The 12,206-nt window shown below is 58.0% G+C and carries 10 protein-coding genes; 4 read left to right on the top strand and 6 right to left on the bottom strand.

What is annotated here, in order from left to right; all coding sequences use genetic code 11:
• Positions 1-262 precede the first annotated feature (262 nt).
• Both QEH54_RS14900 and QEH54_RS14905 read right to left on the bottom strand, forming a co-directional pair.
• Entirely contained in the window at positions 263-598 is a 336-nt protein-coding gene (locus tag QEH54_RS14900) for a hypothetical protein (RefSeq protein ID WP_309019496.1), read from the bottom strand.
• A 184-nt stretch (positions 599-782) separates the two neighbouring features.
• A complete protein-coding gene (locus QEH54_RS14905; protein WP_309019497.1) occupies positions 783-2,444 on the bottom strand; it encodes a hypothetical protein in 1,662 nt (553 codons plus the stop codon).
• On the opposite strand from QEH54_RS14905, the gene QEH54_RS14910 reads away from it, so the two are divergent.
• Positions 2,443-2,631 carry a hypothetical protein gene (locus QEH54_RS14910; protein WP_309019498.1) on the top strand — a complete coding sequence of 63 codons (189 nt, stop codon included), beginning with the start codon at positions 2,443-2,445 and terminating at the stop codon, positions 2,629-2,631. The two genes, QEH54_RS14905 and QEH54_RS14910, sit on opposite strands and share 2 nt — an antisense overlap.
• Before the next feature lie 514 nt (positions 2,632-3,145).
• Here the strand turns inward: QEH54_RS14910 and QEH54_RS14915 are convergent.
• The 4 genes from QEH54_RS14915 to QEH54_RS14930 all read right to left on the bottom strand — a co-directional run bounded on the left by QEH54_RS14915 (position 3,146) and on the right by QEH54_RS14930 (position 8,442).
• A complete protein-coding gene (locus QEH54_RS14915; protein ID WP_309019499.1) occupies positions 3,146-3,646 on the bottom strand; it encodes a cupin domain-containing protein in 501 nt (166 codons plus the stop codon).
• Positions 3,647-3,673: 27 nt separating this feature from the next.
• The gene (locus tag QEH54_RS14920; protein WP_309019500.1) at positions 3,674-5,149 is read right to left on the bottom strand and encodes a PLP-dependent aminotransferase family protein; all 1,476 of its coding nucleotides are present in this window, start codon (positions 5,147-5,149) and stop codon (positions 3,674-3,676) included.
• Between the two features lie 723 nt (positions 5,150-5,872).
• The gene (locus tag QEH54_RS14925; protein WP_309019501.1) at positions 5,873-6,985 is read right to left on the bottom strand and encodes a hypothetical protein; all 1,113 of its coding nucleotides are present in this window, start codon (positions 6,983-6,985) and stop codon (positions 5,873-5,875) included.
• A gap of 458 nt (positions 6,986-7,443) precedes the next feature.
• The gene (locus QEH54_RS14930) at positions 7,444-8,442 is read right to left on the bottom strand and encodes a hypothetical protein (protein WP_309019502.1); all 999 of its coding nucleotides are present in this window, start codon (positions 8,440-8,442) and stop codon (positions 7,444-7,446) included.
• A 342-nt stretch (positions 8,443-8,784) separates the two neighbouring features.
• Here QEH54_RS14930 and QEH54_RS14935 point away from each other — a divergent pair, with 342 nt between their 5' ends.
• The 3 genes from QEH54_RS14935 to QEH54_RS14945 all read left to right on the top strand — a co-directional run bounded on the left by QEH54_RS14935 (position 8,785) and on the right by QEH54_RS14945 (position 12,124).
• Complete coding sequence (locus QEH54_RS14935) at positions 8,785-8,925, top strand: hypothetical protein (RefSeq protein ID WP_309019503.1); 141 nt, start codon at positions 8,785-8,787, stop codon at positions 8,923-8,925.
• Positions 8,926-9,125: 200 nt separating this feature from the next.
• Positions 9,126-11,468, top strand: coding sequence for an endonuclease/exonuclease/phosphatase family protein (locus QEH54_RS14940; protein WP_309019504.1), 2,343 nt, complete (start codon positions 9,126-9,128; stop codon positions 11,466-11,468).
• On the top strand, positions 11,465-12,124 hold the full coding sequence (locus tag QEH54_RS14945; protein WP_309019505.1) for a VTT domain-containing protein: 660 nt from the start codon (positions 11,465-11,467) through the stop codon (positions 12,122-12,124). Before QEH54_RS14940 ends, QEH54_RS14945 begins: the two co-directional genes overlap by 4 nt.
• Positions 12,125-12,206 lie beyond the last annotated feature (82 nt).

Consider the following 12,206-nt stretch of genomic DNA (forward strand, 5'->3'; position numbering starts at 1 on the left):
GACCTTGCGGTTAATCAGGCGTTTGCTTCGCCAGTTGGGCGTGCGCCCTCCGAGATTCCGCGGGTGATTGCCAGCGCCATCGAAAATCCGACTATCCGATCACGTTTAACAAGTTTCTCGACAGAATCCTGGAAATGTAAAATTAATTTGGATACATGTCGCCGAGTATTGCTGTCGGATCCGTAACGAACTCTCGGAGGCGGAGTTGAAAAAAGAGGACCGCCGTTCGGGCGATCCTCTCTGGTCTCAAGTGGTAGTTCGATTAGGAACGGCTTCCGCGCGGCCGGCCGTTTCCGCCGCGTCTGAGCGAGCTTGCTCCGCGAGTAAATCTCACTGAATCGATCTTTTCGTGGGCTTCGACGCTTGCGTTGGACGGGCTCTGGGAGGGCGTCTCTTGGGCGTGCTTTGTTTGGGGACGCTTCCCGTTAGCGCTGTATTGGCGGCTGGCCTCCGCGGGAGTCTTTGCCAGCAGAGCGTTTGAGTCCGCGGGTTTTAAACGCTGCTTGGCGTGGTTGTCTAAGCTCGATGAATACTGTCCGGCGCAGAGTGATCCGGCGAGAATGCTTATCGAGGCGATGAGTATGGTGGTGGTCTTCATTTTGTGGTTGGTTTAGGTGGCGGCAGTTGCCGAACGGTGGTAGTTGGAGTTTGGAAGTGTGTAGTTGAATTGTGGATGAACGCTTGGCGTTTGGCATCGCAGTAGCGTTGGTTCACGTTTCGGGACGTGACGCATGAAGTGGGAGCTTGGCTCTTAACCGCTAAAGGGTTTGGGGGCGCCTGATCTATCGAGTCGCGAAGAAGGGCGCGCAGAAGCAGGAGGAAGAGGGAAACGTGTCTGCGTCTCGCCAGACCCGCTCCAGTTTGGTCGCGAACGGGGCGGCTTCGAGATTCTTTCCTTGGGCGAGCAGCGCGTTTTGCAGGCCCAGAAGCCCCCATCCGTTGTCGCGGTTGCGCACGATGTCCTCGCGGTAGACTTTCTCCGCTTCGGCGAAGTGGCCTTGTTCCATGAGGAGAGCTCCGAGAGCATGTCGCACCGGAAGCATCCAGCCGGGAGGTTCATCGTAAATGAGTTCGTCTTCTGCTGCGATGCCTTGGCGAAGAATTTCGTAAGCCTCGCTGTATTTGCCTTCTCGGTACAACAATTCTCCTTGAATCATCGCTCGGGCGATGGGGAGAACGGTGGCGACCGAATTGATGAAAATGTACCAGTCTTCTGGGACGCTGGCCATCGCTGCGTCGAACGCTTTGATTTCCTCGCGAGCTTCCTTGGTGCGACCGGTGGCGGAAAATGCGATGGAGCGAGCGTAGTGGCGCACGGCGTTGCTAACGAGCCGGTCTTCCGCGTACGCGGGCTCGTTTAGAATGTCTTCCCATTTGCCGAAGCGAATCATGACGTGGAAGGTGGTCGGCATGATGCCCTCGATGAGACCAGCGTAGGCTTTTAGGTTTTCTTCCGGCATCTCCGCTTCGAGATCGCGAGCCGCTTTCATCGCATCGGCGTAGCGGCCGGACATCATGGCTGCGTAAGCGAGGAAGTGCTGATTGTGGGCGTAGTATACGGAATACATTTGTGGCTTGGGTGCGATGGCGAAGTAGGCGCGATCGGCCTCAATAGCGTTCGCGTTGGAGTCGACCGCGTCGCTGTAGCGCCCGATTCGAATGTAGATGTGGGAGGGCATGTGAACCAGGTGCCCGGCGCCCGGCACGAGTTCTCTCAGGGTGTCGGCCGCTGTTTCGGCGCGATTCGGATCCTGGGACGCTTCGACGGCGTGGATGTAGAAATGGTTGGCCCCTGGATGATCGGGACGGTTGGCGAGCACAGTTTCAAGGGTTTGCGTGATTTCATCGATGCGTCCGATGGGATTGCCCTCGTTGTCCCAGTAGTTCCATGGCTGGAGGTTCATGAGAGAGTCGGCGTAGATTGTTCCCACGTCAGGGTCGTTGGGGAAGGCGGCGAATGCTTTGCCCATGGCCGCTGCAAACGCTTCGTCGAGCTCGCGACGGTCCTCAGGCGCGGGATAGGCGTAGCGTTGAGAAACCGCTCGGATCAAGGCGACCTCGGCCGGGCTAGCGTTTTCCAGGCGAGCCAGAGCTTCATCGGCAGCTGCGCGGGCTCGTTGCGAGCGTTCGTCGGTCATCGCCGGGTCGTTGATGTTGATGCCGTGCGAGTAGGCGATTCCCCACCAAGGCATGGCTGCAGTCGGATCGGCTTGGGCGGCGGCGTGAAAGGAGCGAATCGCTTCGTCGTGGTTGAATCCATACATGAGCTGGATCCCTTGATTGAAGAGCTTTTGAGCCTTTTCCGATTTCGTCGAGATGGGACGAACATAGTCGCCAAACCCTGGATACAGTCGGTCAGGCGCGTCTTGGGATTCGGCCGAGATCGCGTTGAGGCAGAAAACGGTAGCCAGCAAAAGGGAGGCGGAAGTAAGAATTGGTTTCATGGTGGTAAACGGATTGAGTTTAATCGCGATAGGGGTGATGGTGGGCGGACAGGGCTTGGGCGATGAGGCGGAAAGGTTCCGCATCGGTGCCGCAGCAACCGCCGAGAATATTGAGGTCGAACGCCTCGGCGAGGTTCGGAATGATCAGCTCCTTTTCGAAGGTTTTCTAGGCTGGAGCATCGTTTAGAACTTCGAAGGAGCAGAAATCCCGAAGCGGGTAGCCCTGCTGAAACAGGAGAAAGGTTTCGTTGTCCGCGAAGGTAGGAAGCGTTGGTCGCTGTTCAGCAAACGTGTGATATTGGAACGGGTGGGTGTCATGATCTTGAACGTTGGAGGTTAGGCAAAGGAGACTGCCGCCGCTGGGAGAGCTCCGAGAATGGCGCAATCGTATCGAATCGTGCCTCAGTCGCCTAGCTCGGCGAATTACGGTACTGCGCCGTCCGCACTACGGTGTTCGATGGGAGGAGTCCCCGTAGCAGGACGCGAAGGGGATGCGTTCCGCTCGACTTGGGACTTGTCGGGGGTTGTCGAAGCGAGCGCTGGAGATTTCGTAAGGGCGCCAAGGCCTGTGCCTTGGCTGTGTCAGGACAGGGCGGATACATGACAGTCAAAAAAAAGACCGGCAACAATGCCGGCCTTGAAGGGTGTTTGTTTGCCTAGAAGCCAAATTGATCGCGACGAAGGGACTGTAAAGCGAGGTTTTAGTCTTCGGCGGAGGCAGGCACGCCCGGAAAGGTGAGTCCGAAGCGCCCGCACAGTTTCGGAATGCTATCGAAATCCATCTCTAGATTGTACTTCTGGTTGATCCGTTCGAACTGGCCTTGGTCTCCCCAAGCAGCAGCGACTTCTCGAAAATAGTCTTCAAATCCCGCTGGCGATATGACTTCGATGATTTCGCAAGGGTCGTCTGATGGATTCCAAAACGTGTGCCATTGTCCCCGAGGTTTGAATACCCATTCGCCTGCTCGAGCGGTGACCACCTCATCGCCTAGTAGAGCGGCCAAGGTGCCTTTTAGCACGTAGGAGTATTCGTCCTCGTCGTGGTGATAGTGGAGCGGAGCCGCGAGCGCGTGGGGAGCGATCGGATGATGGACGACCGAGAATCTTCCATCGGAAAGATCTCCATCGATTTTCCAGTCGACTCCGAGTCCACCGAAATCGAACGGTGGGGTTTTCTGTTTCGCGAGTTGTTTTGTGATCATGGTGTTCTGTCAGTTGTGAATGGATGGCTAGTTGCGTGCCCTTTTGCGGAGAGGGACCGCGGATAGCGCTTCTACGGAAAGTTCGCGGACCAGCGAGCCGAGCGTCCTGATGGCGTCGCGGCTTCGTTGACCGAAGGGATTTCCGCAGCTGATTCGGATGCGATTCTCTTGCGTGCCTCCGATGGCGAACATCGATCCGGGGATCACGGAGATCCCGTTTGCCAAAGCGCGTCGATGGAGTTCCAGAGCGTTTACAGTCTCCGGGAGTTCGATCCAGATGACGAAACCGCCTTGGGGTTTCGAGACCGACGTTCCTTCGGGGAACGCTGAGAGGACGGCGTGGTGGATGGATTCGACCTGTTGCTTGAGCTGTTTCCGAAGGGACCTGAAGTGCCTTTCGATGCTGCTTGAGGCTAGGAACTGCGCGAGGCCATATTGGATGATGGGTGGTGTACCGATTGTTTGGGTACGTTTAATCTTATTCGCTTTCTCGAAGTGGCCTCCTGGGGCTAGCCAACCGACGCGCATCCCTGGGGCGATCGATTTCGAAAAGGAGCTGCAGTAGAGAACCGTGCCTTCTTGGTCGTACGCCTTTATCGGCCGTGGTCGGGTTTTTCCGAAATACAGATCTCCGTAAACGTCGTCCTCGATGAGCGATACGCCATGGTCATCCAACAGTTGGAGTAGTGACTTGCGTCTGTCGTCGCGCATGCAACTACCGTTCGGGTTGCTGAACGATGGAGTGAGTACGACCGCCTTTACGGAATGCACGTCCAAAGCTTGGGCGAGCATTTCGATGTTGAGTCCATGTTCCGAGGAGGAGGGGATTGGCAGGGCTCTCAACGAGAGACGTTCGAGCATCTCCAGGATTCCGAAGTAGCAAGGAGACTCCACGACAACGGTGTCCCCCGGCTTCGCGACCACTTGCAGGGCGAGATTCATGGCTTCGGTCGCGCCCACAGTCACAATCAGCTCTTCCGGGTCGACATGGCATCCACTTAGGGAAAGGCGTACAGCGAGCTGGCGCTTCAGTTCCGGGATGCCGCTGCACTGAGGATAGCGGCCGAAGAGCTCCGGGTCGTTTCGCGACGCGGAGGCGACCGCTTTGGAGAGTTTCTCGTATGGAGTGAGGGAAGGATGGGGCAATGCGAAGCCGAAGTTGACGACGTCGGGGCGATTTACGCGCTGAAAAACGCTTTCGATGACGTCGGACACGTCTATGGAAAGAGGGGCGAAGCCCGACCTACGCGTGGGCCTATCAGAAACTCCTGAGAGGGGGCTTATCGATTTGACATAGTATCCAGATTTTGGACGCGCTTCGACGAACCCCTTCATTTCCAGAAGCTCCAGTGCGTGCATGACGCTTGCGTGGCTGACGCTTTCGCTGGAGCAAAGAGTTCGGATCGAAGGAAGCTTGTCGCCCGTCCGATAGACTCCATCGAGTATTTGCGATTCGATTCGCGACGCCAGACGCTGATAGATGTAAGCGGCTTCGTTTCTCATGTTGGCGAGATCATATGCAAATTTAGAGTGGGCGCATAGGAGCAAATCCGCTCAAAGCGTATGGTAGCAGATGGCGCTGCAATGTACTATGCTCAGCGACTTCATATATCTCTGTGACTAGGCGATTCGCTTGGGATCTGAGAGGATTGAGGCATGGAAATGAAGCCGATATTGAAACGGGTTCGGGACTGGATGGATTCGCGGAAACAGAAGGGTGGAACGAAGGTGCGCCTGATCGTGGACCCTCGGAAGATTGGGGTTCGTCCCAAAAATGGGCGTATCGTCGTCTTCGGAAGCCGCGCATTCGAGATCACGCGAAAGGGCGAGTGAACGGTGGCCACGTGCGATGGCAGTCTTGCTCAGGACTCTGTCAGGTAACGATTTTACGGGTACAGCGAGAGACCTAGAACCGATCGCGGACCGATATTCGGTTTTCGCTTGAATGATCGTCAGTTGCTATTCGGGCGAAAGTGTCCTCGTCGTAGGCGGATCGTTTTGGTGTGGCGGGTCAGCGCATCGTCTTACGGTGATTGGTAGGGGACTTCATCCTTCGCTGCGTGTAGATTTGTGAATTGTATGTAATTGTATTGAGGATACGATACAGAGCGAAGCTCTGAAACTAAAAACGGCGACCGCATTTGCGGTCGCCGGGTGAAGCGTTTGTCTTGAAGCTCGTTCCGCGTGAAGCCGGAAGCGAACGCTCAGGAAGTCTTGGTAGGTATGTTAGCCCTTGACCTGTTCGCCTTCGACGCTGATGGAGCGGGCGCTGATCACGGTGCGATCGTTGATCTTGGTCTTTTCGCCGCGGACGCGAATGTTGTCGCCATTCTCAAGGTTGAGGTCGCTCACTTTGGTATTGGCGCCGAGATCGATGGTGGCCGCTTTCCCATTTTTCATGCGCAGCTTCAGGAAGGTGTTCGATTCGCCATCGATGTTGACCATCTTATGATCCTCCAAGGTGCCATCTATGGTGATCGAGCTGGCCGCAGACTTGTCCTGTTCCATTTGGTTCTCGGAAGAATCGTCCCAGCGTTGCTTGGCCGCGGTGGAGCCGCTTGATTGCTGCGATAGCTCCAGCGCTCGATCGATGTGATGCGTTTCGCCTCCGCTCTCCAACTGTGAAACCACGAAGATGCTTTGGCCGTTGATGGAGCCTCGCGAACCCTGGAGCGTCACTTCATCGCCTTTTTGCAGTTCGGCGTTGAGAAGCGGAGAGTATCCGAGGTCGATCACCGCTTTTGAGCCGTCCTCCAGAGCGATCCGGGCGAGGGCGTGGTTTGCGGTGTATCCAGAGGAGTACTCCAGATCCATCTTGCGAAAGCCTTCGACGGTACCGCTCAGGGTTTCCGAGCTTTCGTCCTGAGACGACTTCTTCATTTGCGAACTGGAATCGGAGTCGGCGCTCGCCTGCATGCTGCTGTCCGAATCGGAGCTTTGCTTGTTGTCGCTGTCTGAGTCGGACGCGGACATCAGGTCGTCGTCATCCCATTGGACGTCGTAGCTGTAGGCGGTATCGTAGAAGCCGCGTTCGACTACCCATTCGTCGGTGGCTTCGTTCCAAACGTAGTGCGTTCCGTATACCAGATCGTCGTCTACGTATTCGTAGTTGATATCTCCATACCAAAATGAGGAATCCCAGTAGGGACTGTAGTAGGTGTAGTCGAAGGTATCGTCGTACTCGTAATCGACGGCGCTGTCGTCGTCGAACCAGTCTGACGGGTCATACCATTCCTCTTGGTGGTATCCTTTGATGGGGTCGTATTCGTACGCTTGGGCGTACAGGGCGCTGTGGGCGAGAAAGGAGATGGGCAGCCCGATCGCGATTAGTTGTTTCATCGTTTTTTTGCCACGTGTTAGTTTCATTGCTATGCGTAGGGGTTTACGTTTCAGTCAGGACAGCCATGCGAAAGCTGCCATTTGCGAGTTGGGAACCAAAGTCGCAGAGTCTGCGCCAACCCTTGCGATTGCGACGTGACTCAGAGGCAACTGCTGTCGGCGATTTCAAGTTGTTCCTCGATCGGAGCGGCGTTTGCGCGCTAGGGGGCTAGACAAGGCGTTCTTTTGTAAAAGGTCTGCCTGATTTCGCAGTCCCTCGCTTAGGTTTCGCTTTGCGGAGAAAAGCTGCGGTAGCGCCGACGAAGGAGAAGGCGGCAGGCAGTATGCAAAGTGCATCTAATCGCAGTCGTACGCGGAGCAGAATGCCCACTGTTGACGCTGGCGCTGTTGGGGCATGCCGCAGGCTTTGCCGACGGGGAAAACGTTGCCGCGGCCCGAGGACGCGTCCGATGCGGTCGCTAGAGGTGGCCGGGGGTCTCGACGAGGAGCCTTGCCAACAGGGTCTGCCAAAGCTCGGGGTCGATGCGCTCGGTAAGACGCTGCATCATCAGCAGCTCCGAGGCGTCATCGAAGCAGGACAAGGCTCGGGCCGGTTCGGGAATCGCTTTGGCTCGCGCCAGGATGGCCGCGACCTCCCTCCGGTCCGCCATCGGGGCCTTCGCCGCTTCGAGAGCTGAAACGAGGGAGTCGACCTCCAGCCGCAGCCCGATGGTGGCCATGGCCTCGATGGTTTCATGGGGAGTCAGGATAGGTCGCCCAGCGATCGCCACCGCGTAGAAGCGATTCAGATCCTGCATGCGGACCTCCAGTTCGTCTTGCGACGTGAGGTAGCGAAGGCGTTTCGCGGAGCGCCCGTCGACGCCTGTGCGCTTCAGGTAGGAGGGGAAATTGATTTCGAAAGAGGTGAAATTGACGCTTTGGGAGCGACGAACGCAGCGTTCGACCAGGGCTTCCCGTTGCAAGGCGTGACCCGACTCATGCACGATGGAGAAATCGCTAGCGATGTCGGCGATGCGAATGGCGTGGTCGCGAGATTCGTAGCGGGCCACGATGGTGCTGGCTAGCTGACGGTTGCGCAGGGGCAGCGCTTTCGAAACCGTGGCGGCCTCGGAAAGAGCGTCGTAGTTCGATAGGTAGATATGGTCGCGGCCGTATCGCTGGCGCCAATCCCGTTTCGCTTGCAGGATCTCTGACAAGTCCGGGAGCTCTGCGTAGACGCAGGTCAGGACCTCCGAGTAGCTGATGAACCCTTGGGCGAGGGCTTGGATTCGGAGCTGGCGAACGTTTTCCCGATAGGCTTCCAGCTTCTGGACGACAAGCGCTGACTCGGGCCCCTCGGAGGCGCGAGTCGGATGGGGAAGGAAATGAATCGCGACCAGAGAAACCAATCCGAAGAGAAGCGGGCACAATCGCTGGGAGCTGGCAAAACGGTCTGATCGAGAAGGGAGGCAAAGCATTTGCTCGGAGGAGGAATCGTTGGTCGCTGTGGGAGTTCGAGCCAGCGCTGGAAACCGGAATCGCTCCGCGACAGATGGCTCGACCAATCAGCTTATCGGCAGAAGGGCGCGCGGGTTTTAGGACGCGCTTTCTAAAAATAGGTGAATCGCGCCATGGGATGTTGGATACGCGCCGGGCGATGGTGCAGCTTGCACCTTCTGCGGTTGGAAAGGTGGGCTTTTGCGGCGACCTTTGGACGCGTTCGGCTTTTCGGAGGGCGACATCGCCTCGGTTGCCAGGCTATTCGCGAGCGGGAATCAGGGGCCGAAACGAATGGCATAGGAACTGCGGTGCAGCACGCTATGAAAACGAAATTCAAATCGATCACGTGGTTCGTATCGTTGGCGGCGGCAGCTGTCGTTCTGGCAGGGTGCAACACTGCTGATGGGATAGGGAAGGATGTCGAACAGCTCGGCGAGGAGTTGCAAGAGGCAGCGGATTGATGCCGGTCCGCCTCCCGCGGTGGCCAATCTTCGGAAGGGTGTGGCGGAATCATTTCCGGCGATCGCTGTCGGCGACGAGGATAGTCCACTCCGGGGTTCTCGATGGCTTCGCCATGCGCGGGATGGTGGTGAGTTGTTTTGCAAGCTTCGAAACGAGAGGAACGTTCCTGGGCGTGGAGCGCTAGGATAGGCGTGGGGCGATGAAGAATCGCGCGCACCCAGACAAGCTACAGGCGAAGTTGGAGGGCGAAACCGCTAGGAAGGCACCTGGGGTGATCTTGCTGCAGGTGGACGGTCTCGCTCGCCGGCAGTTTGAGAGCGCTCTGGCGTCGGGCCGATTGCCCTTTTTGCAGAGCATGGTCGGAAGCGGTTCGCACTCGCTGCTGAGCTTCTATCCCGGTCAACCCTCTAGCACGCCCGCGGTGCAAGCAGAGATCGTGTACGGCAAGCGCTGCGCCGTGCCAGCGTTTAGCTTCTACGACGCGGAGCGTGGGGAGGACTATCGCATGTACGGGGCGGCGTGGGCCCGTCGCGTGTCGGAGCTGGCGAGCCAGGAGGCGGCGTCCCTGCTAGAAGGTGGGGGCAGCTACGCCAACATCTATTCCGCCGGCGCTCGGAGGGCGCGCTATTGCGGCGAGCAGAATACCGCAGGCCACTGGCTGGAGGAGATCTCGCTGCTACGCCTGGTTCGTTTAGCGATTTCGTATCCAGGCCGAGCCGCCAAGGTGATTTGGCTTTGCCTCGTAGAAGTCCTTCTGGCGGTGCGCGATTGCGTGAAGGGAGTCATCAGCCGGGGAGATCTCGCTTCCGAGCTGAAATTCGTGGTCGCGCGGGTCGGGGTGAGCATCGCCCTCCGGGAAGCGATACGTTTTCGCATGATGGAGGGCATCAAAGAAGGGCTTCCGGTGTTGCATGCCAACTTTTTTGGATACGACGAGCAAGCTCACCGTAGAGGCCCCGAATCGGAGTTCGCCCACTGGAGCTTGAAGGGAATCGATGGGGCCATTCGCAAGATCTGCCGCTGCGCCAAGGAGAAGGGAGGGCGAGAATACTCGGTGATCGTCTTCTCGGATCATGGGCAGGAATCGGTAGTTCCCTACGAAGAGGAGCATGGGGAAAGCTTCGACGACAAGGTACAGGCTCTCTTTGGAGAAAACGGGTTCCATGTTCGGGAAGGAGGCGCCCTAAGCGCCATCATGGAGCGGGCCCAATACGCGGCTCGCAGTTTGGTAGGACTTGTCGATGATGAAGAGGTCGTCGGGAAACGATGGATACGGGTGAAATCGATGGGGCCAGTGGCTCACATCTACGTGCAGAATGGACTGCCCGTGGAGAGCAAACGCGAGTGGGCGCGAAGAATTGTATCGGAATCGGGAATACAAATAGCGTTCTATCGAGACGAGCTCGGGGATCCCGTGTGCGTCACGGAGGACGGCGAGGGTGATTTGGGGTTGCTGTTGGAGCTTTTGAGAGCCTGCGAGCACCCATTTGCCAGAGAAGTGGTGGCGGATACTGAGCTGATGGTGAAAGCAGGGCTTTCGGGCGACGTGATCGCTCTGGGATGGCGACCGGGACGCCGGTCCTTGTCCTTCGCTAGGGAGCGGGGTGCTCATGGAGGACCGGGGATGGAAGAGTGTCATGGTTTCGCTCTGCTCCCCAGTGGTTTTCAGCGAAATCGAAGCTGGGTGCGCGGCCTGGATCTGCGGGATGCCGCGTTTGAGCTGTCCGGACGTTGCCCTGTTGGCAATGCGGTCACTCGGACCCACCCGGAGCGTCCCGAAAGCGAGGTGCTGCAGCTCGCCAGCTACAACGTGCACGGTGGAGTCGGCTGCGACCGGCGCCTGGATCCGGATCGCATTGCGGCGGTGGTGAGCCGCTTGCACGCCGATGTGGTCTGCTTCCAGGAGGCCTTCGAGAGCGCGGACGGGCGGGTCTCGCTCGAGTCCGCGTTGCGCAGGCGCTGGTGCGAGGACTTGAGCTACGACTTTTTGCCCCTGCATGAGAAAAGAGGGGTCCGCTACGGCGTGGCCATCGCGTCGAAACGGCCCTTTCGCGTAGTCCGGTCCGAAGGATTCGAGCTTTCCGATCGGCGCTTTTCCCGCTTGGAGCCGAGAGGAGCTCAGGCGGTCGAATTCGAGTTGTCCGGCGAACGGGTTTGGGTAGCGAACACCCATTTCGGTCTGGCCGCAGGGGAGCGGCAGGCCCAAGCGAAAGCGTTGCTGGAGGACTCCTGGCTGGGAGACGCTGCGTCAAAGCTTCCGGTGGCCTTGGCGGGCGATTTCAACGCCGGTCCAAATTCGACCACTATCGAGCTGCTGCGTAGTAGGTTTAAGGATACGCAGAACGCTCTGGAAGGCAGGCGAACGCAGGCCTCGTTTCTTTCCTGGGCGCCGATACGCCGAATCGATCATATCCTCACCACCGATCAATGGACCGTCGCTAGCGCGGGATCGTTTCAAGGACGAGGGGCCCGAGTCGCTTCGGATCATTTGCCGGTGTTCGCGGATCTGAAGCTCGATACCCGGGAGGCGGTGTCAGCGTGAGCTTGCGAAGGAAACTGATCGCCGGAGGGCTGGCGGCGCTCGTGGTCGGGGTAGTGGTCTATGCGTTACACAAAAACGGATACAGCTGGAAAGACTTCGAAACGATGCTGAGGAACGCCCCGGCGTGGATCTTCTTGCTCCTTCTCGTCGTCCTGCCGCCGCTGGGCGTGCCGTTGTCCATCTTCATGCTCGCCGTCGGGGCGCGCTTCGGGTACTTTCTGGGCGCGTTGACCGCCTGCGGAGCGTTGGTGGGCCATCACCTGATTGCGATCTGGCTCAGTTCCGCAGCCAAAGGCTTGCTTGGTGAGAATGTTCAGGGAAACCGGCTTTGGAAACGGCTGGAACGAAAGGTGGGTGAGAATCATGGCGGAAAGCTGGTTTTCCTTTTCGCCTTCATTCCCGGGCCGCCGTATTGGATAAAGCTCTACCTGCCGCTGGCCATGGGCGTCTCGCTCCGACTCTATCTCTGGTTCAGCACCACCGCCCATATGATTGGCGTATTTCTCTTCGTGGGGCTCGGCAGCGCCTTGCTCAAGGGAAACGCTTTGTTGGTAGGGGTCTTCCTGCTCGCCATGGTAGGCTTCTATCTCCTGGTGAAGTGGATTCGCGAGCGTCAGGTGGGGACGAAACGGGGCGAACGCGAGCGGACTGCCTAGACGGCCGCCGTCATCACGAAGCGTTCGGGTTGGTTCGCTCCCATAAACCCCACTGTTGCGCCGTTGTTGCGCTGCGGTGCGA

This window comes from Pelagicoccus sp. SDUM812003 (assembly GCF_031127815.1).
In the GTDB taxonomy this organism is placed as follows: Bacteria; Verrucomicrobiota; Verrucomicrobiia; order Opitutales; family Opitutaceae; genus Pelagicoccus.

Bases quoted from the DNA above. Each gene is read 5' to 3' on its own strand.
- QEH54_RS14900 (WP_309019496.1), bottom strand. From the start codon at position 598: ATGAAGACCACCACCATACTCATCGCCTCGATAAGCATTCTCGCCGGA.
- QEH54_RS14910 (WP_309019498.1), top strand. From the start codon at position 2,443: ATGGTGGTAAACGGATTGAGTTTAATCGCGATAGGGGTGATGGTGGGC.
- QEH54_RS14905 (WP_309019497.1), bottom strand. From the start codon at position 2,444: ATGAAACCAATTCTTACTTCCGCCTCCCTTTTGCTGGCTACCGTTTTC.
- QEH54_RS14915 (WP_309019499.1), bottom strand. From the start codon at position 3,646: ATGATCACAAAACAACTCGCGAAACAGAAAACCCCACCGTTCGATTTC.
- QEH54_RS14920 (WP_309019500.1), bottom strand. From the start codon at position 5,149: ATGAGAAACGAAGCCGCTTACATCTATCAGCGTCTGGCGTCGCGAATC.
- QEH54_RS14925 (WP_309019501.1), bottom strand. From the start codon at position 6,985: ATGAAACAACTAATCGCGATCGGGCTGCCCATCTCCTTTCTCGCCCAC.
- QEH54_RS14930 (WP_309019502.1), bottom strand. From the start codon at position 8,442: ATGCTTTGCCTCCCTTCTCGATCAGACCGTTTTGCCAGCTCCCAGCGA.
- QEH54_RS14935 (WP_309019503.1), top strand. From the start codon at position 8,785: ATGAAAACGAAATTCAAATCGATCACGTGGTTCGTATCGTTGGCGGCG.
- QEH54_RS14940 (WP_309019504.1), top strand. From the start codon at position 9,126: ATGAAGAATCGCGCGCACCCAGACAAGCTACAGGCGAAGTTGGAGGGC.